This is a genomic window from Gaiella sp. (assembly GCF_035710885.1).
In the GTDB taxonomy this organism is placed as follows: Bacteria; Actinomycetota; Thermoleophilia; order Gaiellales; family Gaiellaceae; genus Gaiella.
In genome coordinates, this window is sequence record NZ_DASTCS010000009.1 from 1 (window position 1) to 22506 (window position 22506).

General features: G+C 72.1%; 22 protein-coding genes. 8 read left to right on the forward strand and 14 right to left on the reverse strand.

Annotated elements, in window-relative coordinates:
• From VFO26_RS02230 to purL, 7 genes are all read right to left on the reverse strand, one after another.
• Nucleotides 1-1362: cystathionine beta-synthase (locus tag VFO26_RS02230; protein WP_325113245.1), on the reverse strand; the 1362-nt coding region annotated here is incomplete at its 3' end.
• 53 nt (nt 1363-1415) lie between these two features.
• The gene (locus tag VFO26_RS02235; protein WP_325113246.1) at nt 1416-1880 is read right to left on the reverse strand and encodes a C40 family peptidase; all 465 of its coding nucleotides are present in this window, start codon (nt 1878-1880) and stop codon (nt 1416-1418) included.
• A 347-nt stretch (nt 1881-2227) separates the two neighbouring features.
• Nucleotides 2228-3769 carry a bifunctional phosphoribosylaminoimidazolecarboxamide formyltransferase/IMP cyclohydrolase gene (gene purH / locus VFO26_RS02240; RefSeq protein ID WP_325113247.1) on the reverse strand — a complete coding sequence of 514 codons (1542 nt, stop codon included), beginning with the start codon at nt 3767-3769 and terminating at the stop codon, nt 2228-2230.
• Nucleotides 3766-4308 (reverse strand): phosphoribosylglycinamide formyltransferase, encoded by a 543-nt coding sequence (gene purN / locus VFO26_RS02245; protein WP_325113248.1) that lies wholly within the window; start codon nt 4306-4308, stop codon nt 3766-3768. Before purN ends, purH begins: the two co-directional genes overlap by 4 nt.
• Nucleotides 4305-5264 carry a phosphoribosylformylglycinamidine cyclo-ligase gene (purM, locus tag VFO26_RS02250; protein ID WP_325113249.1) on the reverse strand — a complete coding sequence of 320 codons (960 nt, stop codon included), beginning with the start codon at nt 5262-5264 and terminating at the stop codon, nt 4305-4307. Before purM ends, purN begins: the two co-directional genes overlap by 4 nt.
• A 72-nt stretch (nt 5265-5336) precedes the next feature.
• Nucleotides 5337-6725, reverse strand: coding sequence for an amidophosphoribosyltransferase (purF, locus tag VFO26_RS02255; protein ID WP_325113250.1), 1389 nt, complete (start codon nt 6723-6725; stop codon nt 5337-5339).
• Nucleotides 6725-8821 (reverse strand): phosphoribosylformylglycinamidine synthase subunit PurL, encoded by a 2097-nt coding sequence (purL, locus tag VFO26_RS02260; RefSeq protein ID WP_325113329.1) that lies wholly within the window; start codon nt 8819-8821, stop codon nt 6725-6727. The genes purF and purL overlap by 1 nt, the downstream gene beginning before the upstream one ends.
• A 145-nt stretch (nt 8822-8966) precedes the next feature.
• Between purL and VFO26_RS02265 the strand changes: the two genes are divergently transcribed.
• The 4 genes from VFO26_RS02265 (at nt 8967) to VFO26_RS02280 (ending at nt 11507) form a co-directional block, all read left to right on the forward strand.
• A complete protein-coding gene (locus VFO26_RS02265) occupies nt 8967-9830 on the forward strand; it encodes a DMT family transporter (RefSeq protein WP_325113251.1) in 864 nt (287 codons plus the stop codon).
• Between the two features lie 9 nt (nt 9831-9839).
• Complete coding sequence (locus VFO26_RS02270; RefSeq protein WP_325113252.1) at nt 9840-10748, forward strand: DMT family transporter; 909 nt, start codon at nt 9840-9842, stop codon at nt 10746-10748.
• A complete protein-coding gene (locus VFO26_RS02275; protein WP_325113253.1) occupies nt 10745-11257 on the forward strand; it encodes a GNAT family protein in 513 nt (170 codons plus the stop codon). Before VFO26_RS02270 ends, VFO26_RS02275 begins: the two co-directional genes overlap by 4 nt.
• A 91-nt stretch (nt 11258-11348) precedes the next feature.
• Nucleotides 11349-11507: a hypothetical protein gene (locus VFO26_RS02280; protein WP_325113254.1), complete on the forward strand. Its 159-nt coding sequence runs from the start codon at nt 11349-11351 to the stop codon at nt 11505-11507.
• A 16-nt stretch (nt 11508-11523) separates the two neighbouring features.
• Here VFO26_RS02280 and VFO26_RS02285 read toward each other — a convergent pair whose 3' ends face one another.
• The 7 genes from VFO26_RS02285 to VFO26_RS02315 all read right to left on the reverse strand — a co-directional run bounded on the left by VFO26_RS02285 (nt 11524) and on the right by VFO26_RS02315 (nt 19293).
• Nucleotides 11524-12486, reverse strand: coding sequence for an alpha/beta fold hydrolase (locus VFO26_RS02285; RefSeq protein ID WP_325113255.1), 963 nt, complete (start codon nt 12484-12486; stop codon nt 11524-11526).
• Between the two features lie 2 nt (nt 12487-12488).
• A complete protein-coding gene (locus VFO26_RS02290; protein WP_325113256.1) occupies nt 12489-13943 on the reverse strand; it encodes an FAD-binding oxidoreductase in 1455 nt (484 codons plus the stop codon).
• Nucleotides 13940-14296, reverse strand: coding sequence for a cupin domain-containing protein (locus VFO26_RS02295; RefSeq protein ID WP_325113257.1), 357 nt, complete (start codon nt 14294-14296; stop codon nt 13940-13942). Before VFO26_RS02295 ends, VFO26_RS02290 begins: the two co-directional genes overlap by 4 nt.
• A gap of 165 nt (nt 14297-14461) precedes the next feature.
• The gene (locus VFO26_RS02300) at nt 14462-16096 is read right to left on the reverse strand and encodes a LuxR C-terminal-related transcriptional regulator (RefSeq protein ID WP_325113258.1); all 1635 of its coding nucleotides are present in this window, start codon (nt 16094-16096) and stop codon (nt 14462-14464) included.
• Between the two features lie 17 nt (nt 16097-16113).
• Nucleotides 16114-16875: a dienelactone hydrolase family protein gene (locus tag VFO26_RS02305; RefSeq protein WP_325113259.1), complete on the reverse strand. Its 762-nt coding sequence runs from the start codon at nt 16873-16875 to the stop codon at nt 16114-16116.
• A 156-nt stretch (nt 16876-17031) separates the two neighbouring features.
• On the reverse strand, nt 17032-18495 hold the full coding sequence (locus VFO26_RS02310; RefSeq protein WP_325113260.1) for an MFS transporter: 1464 nt from the start codon (nt 18493-18495) through the stop codon (nt 17032-17034).
• A 54-nt stretch (nt 18496-18549) separates the two neighbouring features.
• A complete protein-coding gene (locus VFO26_RS02315; RefSeq protein ID WP_325113261.1) occupies nt 18550-19293 on the reverse strand; it encodes a group II truncated hemoglobin in 744 nt (247 codons plus the stop codon).
• A gap of 87 nt (nt 19294-19380) precedes the next feature.
• Between VFO26_RS02315 and VFO26_RS02320 the strand changes: the two genes are divergently transcribed.
• From VFO26_RS02320 to VFO26_RS02335, 4 genes are all read left to right on the forward strand, one after another.
• Complete coding sequence (locus VFO26_RS02320) at nt 19381-19761, forward strand: VOC family protein (protein ID WP_325113262.1); 381 nt, start codon at nt 19381-19383, stop codon at nt 19759-19761.
• 108 nt (nt 19762-19869) lie between these two features.
• A complete protein-coding gene (locus tag VFO26_RS02325) occupies nt 19870-20211 on the forward strand; it encodes a metalloregulator ArsR/SmtB family transcription factor (RefSeq protein ID WP_325113263.1) in 342 nt (113 codons plus the stop codon).
• Nucleotides 20208-20426 (forward strand): hypothetical protein, encoded by a 219-nt coding sequence (locus tag VFO26_RS02330; protein WP_325113264.1) that lies wholly within the window; start codon nt 20208-20210, stop codon nt 20424-20426. Before VFO26_RS02325 ends, VFO26_RS02330 begins: the two co-directional genes overlap by 4 nt.
• A complete protein-coding gene (locus VFO26_RS02335) occupies nt 20423-22498 on the forward strand; it encodes an MMPL family transporter (RefSeq protein ID WP_325113265.1) in 2076 nt (691 codons plus the stop codon). The genes VFO26_RS02330 and VFO26_RS02335 overlap by 4 nt, the downstream gene beginning before the upstream one ends.
• Nucleotides 22499-22506: the final 8 nt, after the last annotated feature.

A 22506-nucleotide genomic window follows, 5' to 3' on the forward strand; every position in this document is an offset into this window, starting at 1 on the left:
CGACCGGGTGAGGATCGCGACGGGGCTGCCGGCACGCGCTACGACGACCGCGGCACCCGTCCCCGTGAGCTCCGTGAACACGTCGTCGACGGAGGCCGTGGCGTCGACAGCGGCGAGGGGCGGCTGCATCGCGACGGCCACGTCGTCGTTCAGCGCATCGGGATTTCGGAACACGCGGTCGAGCAGGCTCCGCTCCTGGAGCGAGCCGACGACGTCCGTCAGGTCGTCGACCGGCTCGGCTCGCACGACCGGCAGCTGCGAGATCCCGTAGCGCTGCATCAGGTCGATCGCCGCGCCGACCTTCCTGTGCGCGTCGACGACGACGAGCTCCGGCACGCCCGAGTCCTCGCCCACCTTGAAGCGGATCACCTCGTCGACCGTGGGCGCCGGTGCGCGGCGCTCCATGAAGCCGTACTGGATCATCCAGTTGTCGTCGTAGAACTTCGAGAGGTACGAGCGGCCGCCGTCGGGGAACGTCATCAGCACCGTCGACCCCGGGCCGAGCCGCCTGGCGACCTCCAGCGCTGCCCAGGCGGTCGACCCGCACGAGCCACCGACGAGCAGGCCCTCCTCGCGGGCGAGACGCCGGGCGGTGAGGAACGAGTCCCGGTCGGAGACGCGGACCCACTCGTCCACGACGGAGGGGTCCATCGTCTTCGGCCACGAGTCCTTCCCGATGCCCTCGACCAGGTACGGGTGCAGCGGGTGCGCCTCGTCCGCGGTGAACACCGATCCCTCGGGGTCCGCGCCCACGATCCGCACGGAGCTCTTGCGCTCCTTGAAGTACCGCCCGATCCCCGAGATCGACCCCCCGGTGCCGACGGACACGATGATCGCGTCGATCTCGCCGCTCGTCTGCTCCCAGAGCTCCGGGCCCGTCGTCAGGTAGTGCGCCTCCGGGTTCGCCTCGTTCGAGTACTGGTCGGGCTTGAAGCCGCCCGGGATCTCCTCGGCGAGCCTGTCCGACACCGAGTAGTAGCTCTCGGGGGAGTCGTGCTCGACCGCGGTCGGCGTGATCACCACCTCCGCGCCGTACGCCCGCAGCGTCGAGATCTTCTCCTGGCTCATCTTGTCGGGCATCACGAAGATGCAGCGGTACCCGCGATGCGCGGCGGCGATCGCGAGCCCGACGCCGGTGTTCCCCGAGGTCGGCTCGACGATCGTCCCACCGGGCCGGAGGCGACCGTCGCGTTCCGCCGCCTCGATCATCGCGAGGCCGATCCGGTCCTTGTTCGAGCCGCCGGGGTTCATGAACTCGAGCTTCGCGAGCAGCGTGGCGCCGGTCTCGCGCCCGAACGAGACGAGCCGCACGATCGGAGTCGAGCCGACGAGATCGAGGAGGGTCGGATACTCGCGGCCCATGCGCGCGGAAGCCTAGATGATCACCGTCGAGTCGCCGGGCGACCGGCCGAGGGTCAGAAGCGGACGATGCGCCTGGCGCCGACGGGTGGGTTCGAGCGGTGGTCGAGCCGCTGGATCTCCACCGTCCGCCCCGACCGGGGCGCGTGGATCATCCGGCCGTGCCCGATGTAGAGCCCGACGTGGCCGAGCCCGCTGAAGAAGACGAGATCCCCGGCGCGCAGCGCCGAGCGAGGGACGGAGCGGCCCACGGAGTAGAGCGCCGCGGCGTTGTGCGGCAGCCGGACGCCCAGCCTCCCGAAGACCCAGTGGACGAGACCCGAGCAGTCGAACCCCGAGGGGGAGGCCCCGCCCCACACGTACGGGGCGCCGAGCTGCTTTCGTGCGAGCTTCACCGCCCGCTGGCCGAGTGGCACGCGCACGGGCTTCGGGGGGAGCACGAACTTCGCCGGGCTCTCGACGCTCCCGGCGAGGAGTGGCCGCTTCGTGTCCGCGTGCGCGGGGCGTGCCGCCAGAGCCACGCAGATCGCGCAGATCAGACACAGGAACGTGGCTATGACGAGGCGACGAGGCATCGGCAGGCGGGAAGCGGCACGGGACGGCGTGGACTCGATAGCCGCGGGGTGCGGCGCGCCGTCGGTGTCAGCGACCGCGGAACCGTACCAAGGTTCCTGCTGCCCGGAGGTCAGGTCCTGCCCGCCGGAGGGCTAGGTTCGGGTTCGGGCTCGAAGCTCGTCGGCGCTTCGAGGCAGTCTCGATGAGCACTTGCGGCCCGCGAAGCGGGACGCCTTCAGGGATCTGCCCCCGCCGCCGGCGGGGGACCCGAGCGGCGGGAATCCGCACGGCGGCATCCCGCTCGCGAACGAACTCAGTGCCGGAAGTGACGCCGACCCGTGTGCACCATGGCGGCGCCCGCCTCGCGGACGGCTGCGACCACGTCCGCGTCGCGCTTCGACCCGCCGGGCTGGATGATCGCGCGCACGCCTGCCTGGAGCGCGACCTCGGGGCCGTCGGCAAAGGGGAAGAACGCGTCCGAGGCGAGCACCGCCCCGCTGAGCGAGTGACCGTGGTCGCGCGCCTTCTCGACCGCGATCCGGACGGCGTCCACGCGGCTCATCTGCCCGGCCCCGATGCCGAGCGTCTGACCGCCGCGTGCGATCACGATCGCGTTCGAGGTGACGTGCTTCGCGACCGTCCAGGCGAAGAGGAGCTCGTCCCACGTCGCGGTGTCGGGGTCGCCGCACACGACGTCCATCGCGTCGGGAGGGTCTCCGTTCGCGTCTCGATCCTGTACGAGCAGGCCGCCGAGCACCCGCCGCAGATCGCGCTCGCTCGTGACGAACGCGCGCCGCTCCCCGTCCACGAGAACGCGGACGTTTGGCTTCGCGACGAGCTCCTCCAGCGCTTCATCGTCGTAGGCGGGTGCCAGGAGCACCTCGACGAACTGGGCGGCGAGAGCCTTGCCGAGCGCAGGCCCCACCTCCCGGTTGAGCACGACCACGCCGCCGTAGGCCGATACGGGATCGGAGGCGAGCGCGTTCTCGTACGCCTCCTCGATCGTGTCGGCGACGGCGACCCCGCAGGGGTTTGCGTGCTTGACGATCACCGCCGCCGGCCCGTCGAGCTCGAGCATCAGGAGACGCGCTGCCGAGAGGTCGCCGAGGTTGTTGAACGAGAGCGGTCTCCCCTGGAGCTGCTCGACGCGCGCCAGCAGATGCGTCCTCGAGCCTCGCTGCGTGTAGTAGGCGGCCCGCTGATGAGGGTTCTCGCCGTAGGGAAGATCGAGGTAACGGTCGAACACGGGAACGAACGTGTCGGGGAACGAGTCGTCTCGCCCGAGCCAGCCGGCGACGGCGGCGTCGTACGAGGCGGTGCGCTGGAAGGCGCGCGCGGCGAGCGTCCGGCGCGTCTCGGCCGAGACCTCCGCGTTCCTCCGGAACTCCTCGATCAGCGGCTCGTAGTCCTCCGGGCGGGAGATGGGCACGACGTGCGCGTGGTTCTTGGCCGCGGCGCGGAGCAGTGCGGGGCCGCCGATGTCGATCTGCTCGATGGCGTCCTCCCACGGGACGTCCAGCCGGCCGACGGTGCGCTCGAACGGATAGAGGTTGACGCAGACGAGGTCGATCGGCGCGATGCCGTGTGCCTCGAGCTGAGCGAGGTCGTCGGGGAGGTCCCGGCGGGCCAGGATCCCGCCGTGCACGGCGGGGTGCAGCGTCACTACGCGGTGCCCGAGCAGGTCGCCGAACCCGGTGAGCTCCTCGAGCGGGATCACCGGGACGCGCTCGTCCCTGAGCAGCTTCGCCGAGCCGCTCGACGCGAGCACCTCGACGCCCAGCCCGACGAGCTCGCGCGCGAACGCGGCGACTCCCGTCTTGTCGTAGACGGAGATCAGGGCCCGGCGGATCGTCACGCCGCGATCAGCTCCTTGACGACCTCCGGCAGGAGCCGGTGCTCGACGGCCTGGACTCGAGCGCGGAGCGTCTCGGGCGTGTCGCTCGGCTCGACCGGCACGGGCTCGACTCGGATCACCGGGCCCGTGTCGACACCTTCGTCGACCCAGTGCACCGTCGCGGCCGTCTCGCTCACCCCCGCGGCGAGCACGTCCTCGATCGGGTGCGGCCCCGGGAACTCCGGCAGCGGTGCAGAGTGTGTGTTGACGATCCTCCGGCCGAAGACCTCGAAGAACCGCGGCCGGAGCAGCTGCATGTAGCCGGCGAGGACGACGAGCTCCACGCCGCGCTGCGCGAGCCAGCGCGCGAGCGCCTCGTCACGCTCCTCGCGGCTCGCATAGTCCTCGGCCTCGAACACGGCGGTCGGGACACCGGCCGCCTCCGCTCGCGCGAGCGCCCGCACCCCCGGCCGGTTGGACGCGACGGCGGCGATCGGCAGCCCCGCGTCGATGAGCGCCTGGAGGTTCGTCCCCTCCCCGCTGACCAGGACGCCGATCACGCGTCGCCCCACTCGACGCCCTCGACGCCGGCCTCGAGGCGGCCGATCACGTGGTCGCCCGGACCGACGTCACCCGCCGGGACGACTGCGCAGAAGCCGATCCCGATGTTGAACACCCGGCGCAGCTCGTCCTCGGCGACTCCGTGCCCGGCGAGCCACGCGAAGACCGGGGGGCGCTCCCACGTGCCCGGGTCGACCACCGCGCCGACGCCCTGCGGCAGGATGCGCGCGAGGTTGCCCGCGATCCCGCCGCCCGTCACGTGCGCGAGCCCGCGGACGTCGGCGCGCGCCCTGAGCGCCCGGACCTGCTCGAGGTAGCAGCGTGTGGGGGGAAGCAGCAGCTCGGCGTCGAACGGGCCGTCACCGACGATCCGGCGGACGAGCGAGAAGCCGTTCGCGTGGATTCCCGCAGACGGGAGCCCGACGACGACGTCGCCCGGCTCGGCGCGAGACCCGTCGATCAGCGCCTCCCGCTCGACGATCCCCACGACGGTGCCGCAGAAGTCGACCTCCTCGTCCCGGTAGATCCCGGGGAGCTCGGCGGTCTCGCCGCCGAGGATCGCACAGCCCGAGGCCCGGCAGACCTCGGCCGCCCCCTCGACGAGCTCGGCGACCTGCTCGGGGTCGATCGTGCTCGCCGCGACGTAGTCGAGGAAGAAGAGCGGCTCGGCGCCTGTCGTCAGGACGTCGTTGATCCCGTGCGCGGCGAGGTCGGCGCCGCACCAGCTGAGCTTCCCCGCGCGGCGTGCCAGCACGAGCTTCGACCCGACCGAGTCCGTCGACGCGGCGAGCAGCCTCCGGCCGTCGATCGCGAAGAGCCCGGCGAAGGCGCCGAACCCTCCCACCACCCCGGGTGTCCGGGTCGAGGCGACGGCCGCTCGCAGGCGGTCGACGACGGCCTCGGCCGTCGCGAGGGAGACCCCCGCGGAGGCGTACGTCTGGTTCTCTGACGGCACGAGCCGAGCCTAGCGCTGGGCCGGGCCGGGCGTATTCCCAACGCGGCTCCGACGCGGTGGGGGCGAGTGCCGCTACGAGTGGGCGACGGTCGGCTCGAAGCGATGCTTCGCCGCGAGGCGCTCGTCGGGCACGCGGGTCGGGTAGCTGCGCGTGAAGCACGCGCGGCAGACGGACTCCTCCGGAAGGCCCGTCGCCCACTGCATCCCGTCGAGGGACAGGTAGTGCAGGCTCGTCGCCGCGACGTGCTCCCGCATCTCCTCGACCGAGCGGTGCGCCGCCGCCAGCTCGGCCTCGTCGGCCATGTCGATCCCGTAGAAGCAGGGCGAGACGACGGGCGGCGAGGAGATCCGGACGTGCACCTCCGCCGCACCCGCCTCGCTCAGCATCTGGACGAGCTGGCGCATCGTGTTGCCGCGCACGATCGAGTCGTCGACGATCACGAGCCTGCGCCCGGCGATCTCGTCGAGCGGGTTGAACTTGAGCCTGATCCCCTGTCTGCGAAGCTCCTGGTCGGGCTCGATGAACGTCCTGCCGACGTAGCGGTTCTTGATGAGCCCTTCCTCGTACGGGATGCCGGACCTCTTCGCGTAGCCGACGGCCGCCGGCGTGCCGGAGTCGGGAATCGGCATCACGAGGTCGGCGTCGGCGGGGGCCTCCTCGGCGAGCCTCTCCCCCATCCTTACGCGCGCCGCGTGCACGCCCGTCCCCCCGAGCGAGGAGTCGGGCCGCGCGAAATAGACGTGCTCGAAGATGCACGCCGCCGTCCGGCCCTGCGGAACCGCCTGCGCGGCGTGGCAGCCCTCCTCGTCCACCCAGACGACCTCGCCCGGGAGCACGTCCCGCACGACCTCCGCGCCGACCAGGTCGAGTGCGCAGGTCTCGGAGGCGACAACCCAGTCGTCGCCGATCCGGCCGAGGGTGAGCGGGCGGACCCCGAGCGGGTCGCGGAAGGCGACGAGGACGCCGTCCGCGATCGCGACCACCGAGTAGGCCCCCTCGAGCCGACGCATCGTCGCCGCGACGGCGTCGGGGAGCGGAGCGGGATCGCGACCCAGGAGCGCGGCGATCACCTCCGTGTCGGACGTCGTGTCGAGGCGCACGCGGTCCGCGCGGAGCTCGTCTCGCAGCGGCGTCGGGTCGACGAGGTTCCCGTTGTGGCCCAGCGCGACGGTACGAACCGCCCCGTGGTGGACGAGCGGCTGCGCGTTCGACCAGTAGGCGCCTCCCGTGGTGGAGTACCGCGTGTGGCCGATCGCGACCTCGCCCGGGAGCGCGGCCAGCTTCTCCTCGTCGAAGACCTGTGGCACGAGGCCCATCTCGCGGAGCGCGGTCACACGGCCTCTCTCGGAGACGGCGATCCCGGCCGACTCCTGCCCACGGTGCTGGAGCGCGAAGAGCCCGAAGTAGGTAAGCCGCGCGACGTCGCGCTCGGTCGAGCGGACGCCGAAGACGCCGCACATCAGCGGCCTCCCTCGTACGCCTCGGTGAGCCGCTCGAGCGGGATCCCGAGCAGCTCGTGGCCGCCGACCGTGCCGATCCGCCTGACGTCGACGTCGCCCCCGGTCGGGTCGGGCTCGACTTGGTCCGACGGGACCGCGACGATCACCTGGCCGCCGACCTCGCCGAAGAGCGTGAGCGGATCGTCGTCGAGCTCGAGGGACGCGCCCAGGCCGCTCCAGAGCGCGGCCTCGGCCAGGGCAACGGCGAGGCCGCCCTCTGCCACGTCGTGCACGAGCGACGCGTGCCGGGCGGCACGGGTCGCGTACCCGACGAGCGCGGCCTCCGAGGCGAGGTCGAGCGACGGCGTACCGCCCGGCGCGCCCCAGCGCGCCTGCGCCTCGGAGCCCGCCAGCGTGAGCGGCGAGCGCGACCGCGCCAGCAGGAGCGCGTCGCCTTCGCGCCAGCCGCGAGGAACGCGCCGGACATCGGGCACGACACCGACGCAACCCACGACGGGCGTCGGTGGGATCGACCGTCCGTCCGTGTCGTTGTAGAGCGAGACGTTGCCCGAGACGATCGGGACGCCGAGCGCCTCGCAGGCGAGCCCCATCCCCTCGATCGACTCCGCCAGCTCCCAGCCGATCTCCGGCTTCTCGGGGTTGCCGAAGTTGAGGCAGTCCGTGAAGCCGAGCGGCTCGCCGCCGACGCACGCCACGTTTCGCGCCGCCTCGAGGATCGCGAGCTGACCGGCCACGCGCGGGTCGAGGGCGCCGAGGCGTCCCTGCCCGTCGAGCGTGACGGCAAGGCCGCGCCAGTCCGGGCGGAGCCGGAGCACCGCCGCGTCGAGCCCCGGGCGGCGAACCGTGCGGGACTGGACGAGCTGGTCGTACCGGCGCGTCACGAAGGCCCGCGAGCGAAGCGCCGGAGAGGCGAGCAGCTCGAGCACGGCCTCCGCGGTCGGCGGCACGGCGGTGGGCGTCTCCCCCGGCGGGATCCGCGGCTCCCGCTCGACCGAGTAGCGGGGGCAGTGGTCCGTGAGAAAGCCTGCGGGGATCGCGCCGACCTCCTCGCCGTCCCACAGGGCGCGAAGGAGACCGGTTTCGGTCACCTCGCCGATCACCGCGCGGTGGAGCTCCCAGCGGTCGATCACGGCCTCCACGTCCGCGAGCCGGTCGGGAGCGACGATCGCCACCATCCGCTCCTGCGACTCCGAGATCATCACCTCCCACGGCTCCATGCCCTCCTCGCGCTGGGGCACCCGGTCGAGGTGGACGTCGATCCCGTAGTCGGCCGCCATCTCCGAGAGGGACGACGCGAGGCCGGCGGCACCACAGTCCTGGAGCGAGAGCACGAGGCCCCGCTCGACGAGCTCGACGGAGACCTCGATCAGCCGCTTGCCGGTGAAGGGGTCTCCGACCTGGACGGAGGGTCGCTTGTCGGCATCTCCCTCCCCCAGCTCGGCGCTCGCCAGCACGGACGCGCCGCCGATCCCGTCGCGGCCGGTGGTCGCGCCGTAGAGGAGCACGAGCGACCCCGCGCCCGTCGCCCTGGCCCGCGTGAGCTGCTCCACGGGGAGCAGCCCGACGCACATCGCGTTGACGAGGCAGTTCGACGCATAGCTGTCGTCGAACACCACCTCACCGCCAACGGTGGGCACGCCAACGCAGTTGCCATAATGGCCAACACCTCCGACCGCGCGGGAGAAGTGGTCGTCGGGAGCGCCGAAGCGCAGCCCGTCGAGGAGGGCGACGGGGCGCGCGCCCATCGCCGAGATGTCTCGCAGGATCCCCCCGACGCCCGTTGCCGCGCCCTGGAACGGCTCCACGGCCGAGGGATGGTTGTGGCTCTCCACCTTGAACGCGACGGCGAGACCGTCGCCGAGGTCGAGCACGCCCGCGTTCTCACCCGGCCCCTGGAGCACGTGGGGGCCCTCGCTCGGGAGCCGCCGCAGCAGGAGGGCGGAGTGCTTGTAGCCGCAGTGCTCCGACCAGAGCAGCGAGAAGACCGCGAGCTCGAGATGGTTCGGCTCGCGCGCCAGCAGGCTGACGATGCGATCGAGCTCCCCGTCCGTGAGGCCGAGCTGGCGATGGAGCGGCTGTTCCGCGACCGGGCTCAGAAGGTCAGTCTACCCCCGGGCCCTGTCGTCACCGGTCGGCGGCCGCCCGCGCCTGGCCGAGCGCGCCCGGATGACGGAGACCCGTCGAGGGCCCGGCCGGTGGGTGGTCGCGCGTGCAGGCCGGACAGGCTCTAGCGTCACGGGCGTGTCACGGCGCGACCTCGGCCTGCTGCTCGCGCTGTCGGCGATCTGGGGCTCCTCGTTCCTCTTCATCAAGCTGGGCGTCGACGAGCTCGAGCCGTCCGTCGTCGTCCTCGTCCGCGTCGCGGTCGGTGCCCTCGTGCTCCTGCCGCTGGTGGCGGGCCGCGGCGGTCTCCGCGGGCTGCGGGGCCACCTCGTGCCGATCGTCGCGCTGGCCGCGCTCAACAACGTGCTCCCCTTCTGGCTCCTCGCCTTCGCCGAGACGCGGATCGACTCGGGGCTGACGGCGGTGATCCAGGCGGCTGCGCCCATCTTCACCGTGCTCCTGGCGTCGTGGATCGACCGGACGCAGCGGGTGCACGGTGCTCGCCTGGTGGGCGTCGGCGTCGGCTTCCTCGGTGTCGTGCTCCTCGTCGGCGTCCAGGAAGGCGGCCAGCTCGTGGGCGCGCTCGCGGTGATCGGGACGGCGCTGTGCTACGGAGGCTCCGTGCTGTACGCGGGGCGCACGGTCGCCCGGTCGCTGCCGCCGCTCCAGCTCTCCTTCGGCCAGCTCGCCGTGAGCGCGGTGCTGGCGGCGCCCTTCGGCATCGCCCAGGCTCCCGACGAGCTCCCCTCTGCCGGTGCGATCGCGGCCGTCGTGGCGCTCGGCGCGCTCGGGTCGGGAGTCGCCTACCTCCTGTACTTCACGCTGATCGCGAGCGCGGGCGCGTCGAGGGCGATTCTCGTCACCTACCTCGTCCCCGCGTTCGCGCTCGTCTACGGGGCGATCTTCCTCGACGAGGAGATCACGACGTCCGCGCTCGTGGGGCTGGCGCTGATCCTCGGGGGGACCGCCCTCGCGACGGGCGCGAGACTGCGGGGTCGGTAGCGTGGCGGGGTGAGCCGGTACTGGCCCCTGCTCCTGTCTCTCGCGGCTGTCTGGGGGGCCTCGTACCTCTTCATCAAGGTGGCGGTCGAGGGCGGCCTCGAGCCCGCGCCCCTGATGTGCGCCAGGGCGTCGATCGCGGCCGTCGTGCTGTTCGGCCTCCTCGCGGCGAGGATGGGCGGCAGCCGCGCCGTTCGGGAGCTTCGGGCCTCGTGGCGACGCTGGCTGGTGATCGGCGTGGTCGCGAACGCGTTGCCGTTCTGGCTCATCGCGTGGGGGGAGCAGCACATCGACTCCGGGATCGCCGGGATCGCCCAGTCGACGGTAGCGCTCTTCACGATCCTGCTCGGGCTCCGCTTCCTACCGCATGAGCCGCTCTCCCGCGCCCAGCTCGCGGGGTTCGGGCTCGGCCTCGTCGGCGTCGCCGTCCTCGCCGGGCTCCACCCGGAGGGGGGCTGGTGGGCGGTCGCCGGGACGCTCGCCGTGGTGCTCGCGTCCCTCGCCTACGCGACCGGCAACGTGATCGGGCAGCGAAGCGTGGTCGGGGTTCCGGGCCCCGTGCTCGCGACCGGCGCGATGTTCGCGGCGGCCGTCTCGCTTCTCCCCTTCGCCCTCGTCCAGGTCCCGTCGCGCGCACCCGACGGGGACGCGATCCTGTCGCTGCTCGCGCTGGCGCTCGTCGGCACGGTGATGGCGCAACTCGTTCTCTACCGGATGCTGCGCCTCTTCGGCGGGCGACGCATGAGCCTCGTCACGTACCTGATCCCGCTCTTCGCGGTCGTCTACGGCGCGGTGCTGCTGGACGAGAGGGTCACCGTCTCGGCCGTCGCCGGGATGGCGCTGATCCTCGCCGGCGTCGCGCTGGGCTCCGGCGCGCTCCGCCTCCGGCGTGCGCGGGCCGCCGAGGTACCGGCGGGGTGAACGTCTCGCTCAGGACGGCGACCCCGGACGATGTCCCGTTCCTCGCAGCCCTCGTCGCGCACGAGGACGTCGGCCCGTACCTCGCCGCGGTGCGCGCCACGGGCGAGGAGGCGATCCGCGCGGAGATCGACCGCGCCGAGCGCGAGCCGGAGGCGTTCGGCGTGATGGTGATCGAGGTGGAGGGCAGGCGCGCCGGGACCGTGACGTGGGAGCGCGTGAACCGACGCTCCCGGATCGCCTCGGTCGGCGGCCTGGCGGTCGACCCGGCGTTCCGCGGTCGGGGCGTCGGTGCCGAGGCCGCGCGAGCACTCCAGAGGCACCTGCTACGCGAGGTCGGGTTCCACCGGCTGCAGATGGAGGTGTACGGCTTCAACCAGCGCGCGCTGCGCCACGCGGAACGGGCGGGCTGGGTGCGCGAGGGAGTCCGCCGCAAGGCGTATCGGCGGAACGACTCGTGGGTCGACGGCGTGCTGTTCGGCCTCGTCCAGGAGGACCTCGAGGGCGAGTGACGCACAGGTGACTCGTCGAGCCGCTCCGGCGCATGGTCATCGTCCGGGACGGCGCAGTAGGCTCACGCCACTCGACCGAGAAGGAGTGGCCATGGGATTCCTCGTTGCGCTTGGCGCGTTCATCGCGGCGATCATCGTCGGAGTCGTCTTCTTCGTCACCGGGCACGACGTGCTCGGGATCGTCTTGCTGCTGATGAGCCTCCCCTTCGCGCTGGCCACGTGGGTCAAGTGGTCGGACAGGGGAATCTGACAGCGCGTCGCGTCGCTCAGGCGACGGCCGCACCGGCCGGGACGTCCTCGAGGAACCCTTCGATCTCGCGCACGACCGCGTCGGGCGCGTCCAGCCAGAGCAGGTGGCCGGCGTCCTCGACGGGGACGATCCGGACGTTCGGGTTCCGGGCGGCGATCCCCCGGTAGGCCGCCTCCACCCGGGACGTCACGAAGCGGTCCCGCTCGCCTCTGAGAAGCAGCGTGGGAGCGGCCACGTCGTCCCACCGCTCGCCCAGGACCAGACGTCCCACGAGGGGCATGAGGCCGCGAGCGCCACCGAGGTAGCGCAGCATGCCGACATACGACTCGCGGTTCCGCTCCTGGCCCAGGACGTCGGCGTCCAGCATCCCGTCGTCGAGCCGCTCCGGGTGTGCCACCGCGATCTGTCCCATCAGCTTCCTGAGGCTCTCGCGCGTGGGCGTCGAGAGCAGGCGGCGGGCGATGCCGCGACCCCCGGGGAGACCCGCGAGCAGGCCGATGACGAAGAGGGGGGCCGGGACCTCCCGGGTCACGCCGACCGGCGCCCCGACGAGGACGAGGCTCGTCACCCGGGTGGGGGCGTCGAGCGTGAAGACCGTGCAGACGAAGCCCCCGAGCGAGGAGCCGACGAGGGCGGCGGACTCGAGCTCCAGCGCGTCGAGGACCTCGCGGAGGAAGGTTCGCGCCACGTCCTGGAGGTCGGCGTCGGCGTAGTCGAACGGGTCCGCCAGCCCGTGGCCGGGGAGATCGACGGCGATCACACGGTGCCGGGCGGCGAGCGGCCCCAGGATAGGCGCCCACAGCGCGGCGTTGTCCATGAAGCCGTGGACGAGCACGAGCGGCGGGCCGTCGCCGAGCTCGAGCACGCGTGTCTCCCCCCGCGACCAGCGCACCCGTCGCGCGCGTGTGCCGTGCGCAAGCCGGTCGAGGACGGCCGCCTGCGCAGCCTCGAGCCGCCCGTCGAGGTCGTTCCGCTCCATGATCACCCTCCGAGCGGGTCGATGTTCCTGTTCGCGCGGAACAGGTTCCCGGGGTCGTAGCGCCGCTTGATCTCGACGAGCCGCCCGTAGTTCGTCCCGTACGTCGCCCGCACCCGCGCGTCGTCCTCGTCGGCCGACTGGAAGTTGACGTACGTCCGCCCGAGCGAGAACGGCCTCACGCGCTCCCAGCCGCTTCGCACCCACCGGCGGAAGGCGTCGGCCTCCGGCTCGCCCTGGTGCCACATGCCGTTGACCCCGATCACGTAGCGAACGTCCCGGTTGCCCACCGCGCCGTCGTCCTCGGGCCGATCGTTCAGCGCGCCGCCGAGATGGAGAAAGCCGACCTGCGCCTCGGGGACGGAGCACTCGGCGAACGTGTCCCTGACGGCGTCGAGCAGGCCGTCGCTCAGCTCACCCACGTACTCCGTCTTCCAGTAGTAGTGCGCCCCCTTGGGCTCGCTCTCGTCGAGGAACGACTGTTGCTGGACGTACGGCCACGGCTGCAGGACCTCGACCGCCGCGTCGCCGATCGCGCGGATCGGCGCCAACGCCGCGTCCGCCTCGGCGAGGTCTCCGCTCCAGCACACGACCATCGAGCAGACCTTCCTTCCGTGCCACTCGGCGGGCACGAACGGCATGGGCGGGGCGTGGAGCAGCACCATCCAGACGGTGAGCTCCCGCGGTGCCTCGGCGGTGATCGCCCGGTAGGCCCGCAGGATCTCGTCGGCGCGCTCGAACGGCCAGCCGATCAGCCCGCCGTAGACGATCGGGCCGACCTCGTGCAGCCGGAACGTGAACCGGGTGACGACGCCGAAGTTGCCCCCGCCGCCACGGACAGCCCAGAAGAGGTCGGGATGCTCGGCGCGGTTCGCCGTCCTGATCTCACCGTCCGCGGTGACGATCTCGACCTCCTCGAGGTTGTCGACCGCCCAGCCGAAGCGGCGCGTCAGGTAGCCGAGGCCTCCCCCCAGGGTGAGCCCCGCGACGCCCACTTCCGAGATGAACCCGAGCGGCGTCGCGAGACCGTGCTCCTGGGTCGCCCGGTCGACCTCGCCGAGCAGGCAGCCGGGGCCGACGTGCGCGAGCCTCGCCTCGGGGTCGACGACGACGTCGCACATGCGCGACATGTCGAGGTTCAGCCCGCCCTCGGCGATCGCGGTGCCGGCGACGTGGTGGCCTCCACCCCTGACGCCGAGCAGCAGCCCACGGTCGCGCGCGAAGGAGACTGCAGCCGCCACCCCCGCGGCCGACGTCGGCTGCATGACGAGCGCGGGCTTCCGCGCGACCATCCCGTTCCAGAGGAGGACCGCATCGCCCCACCCGTCGTCGCCCTCGACGAGCATCTTTCCCCCGACCGTCGCGCCGAGGCCGTCGAGGTCGGACGAGCCCAGGGTCGCGACACCGCCGTCGAGCGCGGCGAGCTCCAGGCCGGGCACCTCGCGAGGCTGGGTCGTCATGCGCCACCCCCCGCGACAGCGATGCCGCCGGCCTCGAGGTTCCGCATCACCACGGCGATCGTCTCCCGGAGCCCGTCCGTCGGGCTGAACTCGACGATCTCCGCGCCCGCGTGGTGGACGGGCGTGTGGCCGGGCGGCACGTAGTACGCGTCCCCGGCCTCGTAGGTCTCCTCGCGTCCCGCGAAGCGGAACGTCACCCTCCCGTCGATGACGTATCCCCACCGCGGCACCTGCGCGCGGTCGTCGGGCAGTCCCCGGAACAGGGCGGCGAGGTCGGCGTCGGCGCCGTGCTCCTCGAAGCACACGGAGTATCCGCCCTCGAGGTGCTCGGTTCGGACGTCGAGGCCGTCCATCGAGACGCGTTCGGATGCGGTCGTTCTGGACGCTCTGGGCATGTCGGCTCCCTTGCTCGGATCGATGCCTCCCAAGCTAGGTCGCTCCGGCCGCGGTTGCTTCGGCGGTCCCACCCAATTCACCGGCGCGGGCGCGTGGGTGGTTCCACCCACCTGTGCCTCGGCTCAGACGAGCTGGTGCTCGTACGCGTACGCGGTCGCCGCGGCCCGCGAGGACACCTGGAGCTTCGCGAAGATGTTGCTCACGTGCCGGTCGACCGTTCGGGCACTGACCACCAGCTGGTCGGCGATCTCCCTGTTCGTCCTGCCGGTCGCCACGAGCCGAAGCACCTCCAGCTCGCGCGGCGACAGGCCTCCGCGGCCGCCGGAGGTCGGCTCTCCGTCGGGGCGCGCCAGCCGATCGAGATCGACTGCAGCACCGAGGTCGGCGAAGATCCCGCGCGCGGCCTCGAGCTCGAGCCGGGCCGAGTCCCCGTCGCCCAGTGCCCGGCACGCCAGTCCGACGAGCTCGCGCGACCGCGCCTCCTCGTAGGGGGCGCCGAGCGCCTGCCACCTCTCCAGCGCCTGGCGCAGGGGGGCGAGCGCCCCCGCCGGATCGCCGGCCGCGAGCTCTACGGCACCGCGGGCGTGGCGCGCCATGCCGTGCAGCAGCTCGCTCCCGTACCCCTGCACCAGCTCCTCGAGCTCGATGCAGGAGTCGCGCGCTGCGCCGACGTCGTCCACGGCCAGGAGGATCTCGACGGCCGCCGCCAGCAGGCCCGCACGCCGGAAGGGGCCGCCCGCCTCGCCGAGCACACGGTGGATGGTCGCGGCGGCCGCGTCGCCGCGACCCTGGGAGAGGCGCAGGAGGGCGAGGCCGGGCTGCGGCTCGCGCCCGCGCCGGCTCGCGTCACGGTACGCCCGCTCGGCCTCCGCCAGCTCCCCGCGAAGCCGATGGAGCTCTGCCTGGCGGTACGAGGCCTCGGCGGCCGCGGCCTGGTTGAAGCCGGCCGCCAGCCGCTTCCCGGCGCGCCTCGCCTCGACGAGCGCGTCGTTCCAGTCACCGGCGAGCTGCAGAATCTCGGCCCGGTGCACCAGGCAGCGGCCGGTGAACGCCACGAGATCCGACTGGCCGTCGCACCACCTGCTCAGAGCGGCGGTCCATTCCTGCGCGCGGCGCACCTCGTAGACCTCCTGGCAGGCGAGGATCACGCCGCAGTAGACGAGCCCGGCGACGATCGGCGAGAGCTCGTTCGTCGTGAGCGCGACCATCGCCTCGTCGAGCAGCGCCACACCCTCGGTCACGTGGCCGCTCGTGGCCAGGATGTGCCCCTGGCTGTGAGCCGCGAGCGCGAACAGGTCGGGCTCCCCGAAGCGCTGGCCGTACGCCGCGGCCTCACCGGCTGTGGCGGCTGCGGCTTCCCAGTTTCCCTCGGCCAGATGCTGGAAGACGGCCGGCAGGAGCGCCCAGCCGCGCTCGACGCAGTCCCCCTCGCCCTCCAACAGCCGCTGCACACGGCCGAGCCAGCCCGTCGCCGGCCCGATCTCGCCTCGCAGCATGTGGTTGACGCCGATCCAGCCTGCGCACCTCCCTGCGCGAAGCCGCTCGCCCGCCGCGAGGTAGACCTGGTAGGCGCGCTCGAGCCCGGCTGTCCACTCGTCGTCGCGGCCGAGCATGTAGGCAGCGGTCGCGAGCAGCTCGAGATCCGGCCCTTCGAGTGGCGCTTCCCGGTCGGCCCGACTCAGCGCCTCGTGAGCCGCACGCCAGGCACTGGCCGCGTACGACGCCCGCCCCTGCTCGAGTGCGACGTCGGGCTCCATGTGCGCGGGTGCACCTCCTATCCGTGACGCTCGAGGAACGCCAGGACACGGCTCCAGGCGTCCTCGGACTCCGCCGCGAACTGCTCCTGCTTGCGGTCGAAGAAGCTGTGCGGCGCCCCCGCGTACGTCACGACGTCGTGCTCGACGCCCGCGTCCTCGAGCGCGGCATCGAACGAGTCGATCTCCTCCTGCGGGATGCCCGGGTCGTCGCCGCCCATCAGGGCGAGCACGGGCGAGGCGAGCTCGGAAGCGCGCTGGGTCGGCCCCGGGGTGCCGTCCTGGAACGGCCCGGGACGGCCGTAGAAGCCGATCGCGCCGGCGAGGTCGTGCCCGCCGGCCGCGGCGAGCCAGGAGAGGCGCCCTCCGAAGCAGAACCCGAGCGTGAAGATGCTCTGCCGCGCTCCTCCGACCCCGGAGCGAAGGAAGGCCACGGCGGCCGCGATGTCGATCCGCAGGCCGTCCTGCGTCGTCTGCGCGACGTGATCCATGTACGGAAACTCGTCGTCGCGCTTGTCGACGCCCGCCGTGCGGCCGAAGTAGTCGATCGCGAGGGCAGCGAACCCGCGCTCGCCGAGCCGCAGGCAGAGCTCCTCGTAGAACCGGTAGAGACCCCGCACGTCCGGCAGGACGACGACCCCGGTGCCTCCCGGCTCATCCGGCGTCGCGAGGAAGGCGGCGAACCGGTTCCCGTCCGCCGCCTCGAGCACGAGATCGTCGTGCGAGACGGACGCTCCGGAGATGCGCGGGATCGGAGGCGCGGAGTCCGGCTCGTGGCACATGCCGTGACGATAGTGCGCGAGTGGATCGCGTGCGGGGCCGCGCCGGTCGGCCCTGGAGCCGCGCAGCCGAGAGCTCTGACGTGACGGGCGCCGCACGACGCAGCACGGGCACGCCGATCCGGAGATGTCAGCACCGCCATGCGGCGATGCTGCGAGCTACGCGGCGACGGGAGCGACCTCGCCCTCGGAGACCGCGGCGACGTCACGCCGCCGAAGCAACCCGAGGAGCAGGAGCCCACCGGCGGCGAGCAGGATCGCGCTGGAGAGCCAGGCGACGTGGAAGCCGCTGACGAGCGCGTCCGCCGTCGCGTCCGCTGTCGGCTGCGCGCCTGCCGACGCGAGCTCGTCCTCCGTGCGGTTGGTGGCGAGCGTCGAGAGCAGCGCGAGCCCGAGCGCGCCGCCGATCTGCTGCGAGGTGTTGAAGAGGCCGGACGCGAGGCCCGCGTCGTCGTTCGGGATGCCGCTCGTCGCGATCAGCGTGATCGGCACGAACAGGAGGCCCATCCCGATCGACGCCAGCATGATCCCCGGCAGCAGGTCGGTGAGGTACGAGCTGTCCGGCGTCAGCCGCAGGAAGAGCAGGAGGCCGACGGCCCCGAGCGCGGCCCCGATCAGCGGCACCTCCCGAGCGCCGAGCGCGGGGACGAGCCGCTGCGAGAGGCCGGCCCCGATGATGACGCCCGCAGTGAACGGCACGAACGCGAACCCGGCCTCGAGCGGTGAGAAGCCGAGCACCCGCTGGACGTAGAGCGTGTTGAAGAAGAACATCGAGAACAGGCCGGCGGCGACGACGAACATCGCCGCGTTCGCGCCGCGCACCGTCCTCACCGAGAAGATCGAGAGGCGGACGAGCGGCTCGGCCGAGCGCCGCTCGATGAAGACGAACCCGACGAGCAACACGGCGGAGAGGGCGAGGAACCCGAGCACCTCGGTCGAGCCCCAGCCGAGCGCGGAGGAGCGGACGATGCCGTAGACGAGCGCCACGAGCCCCGCCGTGACCGATGCAGCGCCTGCGAGGTCGAAGCTCTTGTGCATGTGCTCGTCCTTCGACTCCGGGACGTAGCGAAGCGAGACGAGGAAGGCGGCGATACCGACGGGCACGTTGACGAAGAAGATCCACGGCCAGGAGAGGACGTCGACGAGGAGCCCGCCGAGGACGAGCCCCACGGCGCCGCCGCCCACCGCGATCGCCGCCCACACGCCGAGTGCTTTCGTCCGCTCGGCTCCTTCGGCGAAGGTCGTCGTCACGATCGAGAGCGCGGCCGGGGAGACGAGCGCCGCGCCCAGGCCCTGCAGGCCGCGCGCGACGATCAGTGTCGTCTCGCCGGTGGCGAGGGCGCAGAGCAGCGAGGCGACCGTGAAGAGCACGAGGCCGCCGAGGAACACGCGCTTGCGCCCGATCAGGTCGCCCGCGCGGCCTCCGAGCAGCAAGAAGCCGCCGAAGAGCAGCGCGTAGGCGTTGACGATCCACTGCAGGCTCGACTCGGACATCCCGAGATCGGCCTGGATCGACGGCAGCGCGACATTGACGATGGTCGCGTCGAGCACGACCATGAACTGCGCGAGGCAGACGAGGACCAGGACGAGCCAGGGATTGACGCCGTGTGCGCGGGCGTTCACGACGACGAGGGTACTTCGCCCTCTCGGCGAGGGGGTTCGGTTCTCCGCACCGCTCTAGGCGGGTTTTCCGGCTGCGATCCAGCGTTCGAAGGTTTCGAGCCGCTCCTTCGGCCACGCGCCGTCGCACGGCATGTCGCCTTGCTCGAGCCGTTCCAGGATCGCGTCGGCGTTCTCGCTGACGTCGTCGTGCGACCAGAGGTCGAACGCGAACGTCATCGCTGCTCGGTCCTGCTCACGGAACAGCGGCTTGATGTGCTCGTCGAAGCCGAGTCGCTCGTCATCGGTGGGTGTGGCCACGGAAACCTCCTTGGGGTGCGGAGCAAGAGCGGAGACGCGGGAGCCCGGGGTGGCGCCGGATACCCACGTCCAGTGCGGCACGGGCATCTGTGAGGGCGGCCGGGCGCCCGGGCTCGAGTTCTCGAGGGCGATGCGCGAGCCCCACTCGAGGTAGGAGACGAACGCGGCGCGGAACTCCGGGTCGGCGGGGAGGCCCGTCTCGTCGGCGCACCGGCACATCAGTTGGACCCAGCGTGCACGTTGCGCCTCCGTCAACGCCTTTCCCAGGTGCTGTGAGACCATCCAGTCGTAGCCGCCGTACCGCTCGCTGTAGGTCGCCGGACCTCCGAATGTCTCCGCGAGCCACGCCGCCACACGCTCTGGGTGATCGGGTGCCATGTCCGCGAACAGCGGGGCGAGCAACGGCTCCGCGGGCACGTACTTCTCGTAGAACAGGCGCGTCATCCGGATGAACGCGGCCGATCCGCCGGCCCACTCGAACACGCTCGGCTGAGGCTCCACCGAGCTCACCCCCTCGCTCGATCGGCCGATCGCCGGTCCGATCTCCGTACGGCCGGAGCGCTCGGGGTGCCGGGTAGGCTCACGCGCATGGATCTCATACATACCTGCTACCGCATCACCGACCCGGAGCGGTCGATTGCCTTCTACGAGGCGCTCGGGCTCGAGAAGCGGCGCGAGCTGCCGATCCGCGACGAGGCGGTCAACTACTTCCTCGGCGTTCCCGGCAAGCCGCAGCCCGAGCTCGAGCTGACCTACAACTTCGGTGTCGACTCCTACGAGCTCGGCACCGCCTACGGGCACATCGCGCTCACCGTCGACTCCATGGACGAGACGCTCGCGGCCCTCGCCGAGAAGGGCATCGAGCCCGAGCGGCCGCCGTACTCGGTGCGCGAGGGCGGCTCGCTCCTCTGCTTCGTCCGGGACCCGGACGGCTATCGCATCGAGCTGATCGAGCGCTCCGACTACTGACCCGGCCATCGGCCAGGGCCGGCTTCCCCGTTCGCCTGACGACGACCTCCTTTGACAACTACGTAGTTGTGTAGTAGTCTTGCGTCTCGCCTACGGACGGAGCCTCTGATGTCGTTGCCACACCCCCTTTCCGAGCCGGTCGTCGAGCTGATCGCGCGCCGGTTCCGCGTGATCGGCGAGCCGATGCGGATCCGGATCCTCGACCATCTGCGCGACGGCGAGGCGACGGTGGCCGAGCTCACCGAGAGCCTCGGCACGTCGCAGCAGAACGTCTCCAAGCACCTCGGCGTGCTCCACGAGGCGGGAATCCTCGGCCGCCGCAAGCAGGGGACGAGCACCATCTACGCGATCTCGGACGCGACTGTCCTCGGCCTCTGCGAGCAGGTCTGCGGCGGGCTGCAGCGTCAGTTCACGGATCTCGCCGAGCTCGTCGGAGGGTCGGTGCGATGAGCTGCGAACGCCTCTCGCTCACGCGCGTCCTGTTCGCGCTCGCCGGCACGATGACGCTGCTCGCAGTCGTCCTCGCCGTCACAGTGAGCCCCTGGTTCCTGCTCCTCGGCGTCTTCGTCGCCGTCAACCAGTGGCTCTTCGCGCTGGTGGGCGCCTGCCCCGCCTCCATCATCCTCGGACGCACGCCGTGCTTTTCCCGCGAGGTGACCCGATGACGGCGGTCGGCCCGATCGGGCGCCTCGGCCGCTGGGCGGCGGGGCACGTGCGGCTCGTCGTCCTCGTCTGGGCGGTGGTCGCGGTCGGCCTCGGCGCGCTCGCGCCGCGGGCCGAGCATGCGCTGTCCGGCGCCGGCTGGGAGGCGTCGGGGTCCGAGTCCGTCGCCGCCCGCGAAACGATCGACGCCTCGTTCGAGGGCCAGGGCGGCTACGCGCTCATGGTCGTCGTCCACGGCGAGGGCGACCTCGACACCACCGTGGCCGAGGCCACACGCGTCCTCGAGTCGGACAGCCGCGTGTCGAACGTCGCCGCGCCTCAGGTCTCCGAGGACGGCCGCACGGTCATGCTGAGCGGCGGCGCGGCCGCGAGCCCCACCGAGATGGTGCGCGCCGCGGACGACCTGAAGGGGGAGCTCGCCGGCCTGTCGAGCGGCGCGACCACCGTCAGCCTCACCGGCGCACCCGGCATGTGGTCGGATTTCAACGAGGCGAACAAGAGCGCGATGCTGAAGTCGGAGATCATCTCGTGGCCCGTCACGCTGGCGATCCTGCTCCTCGCGTTCGGCTCGCTCGTGGCCGCGGGGCTACCGCTGCTCCTCACGATCCTCGGGCTAATGGCCTCGGCGGGAAGCCTCTTCCTGATCACCCACCTGTTCGACGTGTCGATCTGGTCGATGAACTTCGCGCTCATGTTCGCGCTGGCGCTGGGCATCGACTACGCGCTCTTCATCGTCGCCCGGTTCCGTGGGGCGCATTTCGGCTCGCAGCTGACGAGGCGCGAGGCTGTGGCCGTCACGATGGACACGGCCGGCAAAGCTGTGCTCTTCTCGGGCGTCACCGTGCTCGTCTCGCTCTCGGCCGTGATGCTCGTGCCCAGCCCGGCATTCCGCTCGATGGCGCTGGGGATCATGCTCTCGGTGGCCTTCATCCTGCTCGCCACCCTCACGCTGCTACCCGCGGTCCTCGCCTGGCTCGGCGATCGGGTCGACAAGCTCGCGCTGCCCTGGGTCCACGCGGGCGAGCACCGCTCGCCGCGCTTCGCGCGGTGGGGCGAGCGGCTGTGGCGCAGGCCAGCCCTCTACGGGATCCCCGCCCTGGCGATCCTGGTACTGCTCGCCCTGCCGGTGCTGCGCCTCGACACCGGCATGCCGTCCATCAAGGTCGTCCCCGAGAGCGACGGGTCGAGGGTCGGCTACACGCAGGTGCAGGAGGCGTTCGGCCCCGGCGCGCCCGGCACGCTGCACGTCGTCGCTCCGGCCCCGGAGGCCGCCCGCGTGGAGTCCGTGCTCGAGGCCGACCAGGGCATCGTCGCGGTGACACCCGCACGGCGCTCGGGCGACCGCGCGCTCGTGCTCGCCGTCCCTGCGACCGATCCATCCGACCCGGCGGTCGGGGCGACCATCGAGCGGCTCCGCGCCGCGCTACCCGCCGGCGCGCTCGTCGGCGGCGCAGCCGCCGAGAACCACGATCTCGAGGAAGCGCTGGCTGCGAAGACGCTCGCCGTCTTCCTCGTCGTGCTCGGGCTCGGATTCCTCCTCCTGCTCGTCGCTCTGCAGGCGCCGCTGATCGCCCTCGTGGGCGTCGTCACGAACCTGCTGGCCACGGCGGCGGCCTTCGGGGTGGGCGTGCTGATCTTCCAGGACGGGAACCTGCAGGCTCTCCTCGGCTTCGAGTCGCAGGGCTTCCTCAACGCGTGGGGGCCGGTGTTCTTCTTCGCGATGATCTTCGCGATCTCGATGGACTACACCGTCTTCCTGCTCTCGGCGGCGAAGGAGCACTGGGACCGCTCCCACGACCCGCGGGAGGCGATGGTCGGAGGTGTGGCGCACTCCGGGCGCACCATCTTCGCCGCAGCGGCGGTGATGGTTGCCGTGTTCCTGACCTTCGCGCTCTCCGGCCCGATCCCGCCGAAGGAGATGGGCGTGATCCTCGGCGTGGCCGTCCTCCTCGACGCGATGCTGATCCGGCTCGTCCTGATGCCCGTGCTGCTCCGCGTGATGGGCCGTCACGCGTGGGCACTGCCGCGCTGGCTCGACCGCGTGCTGCCCGACGTGACCTTCGGTCATTCGTGACAGGCTCG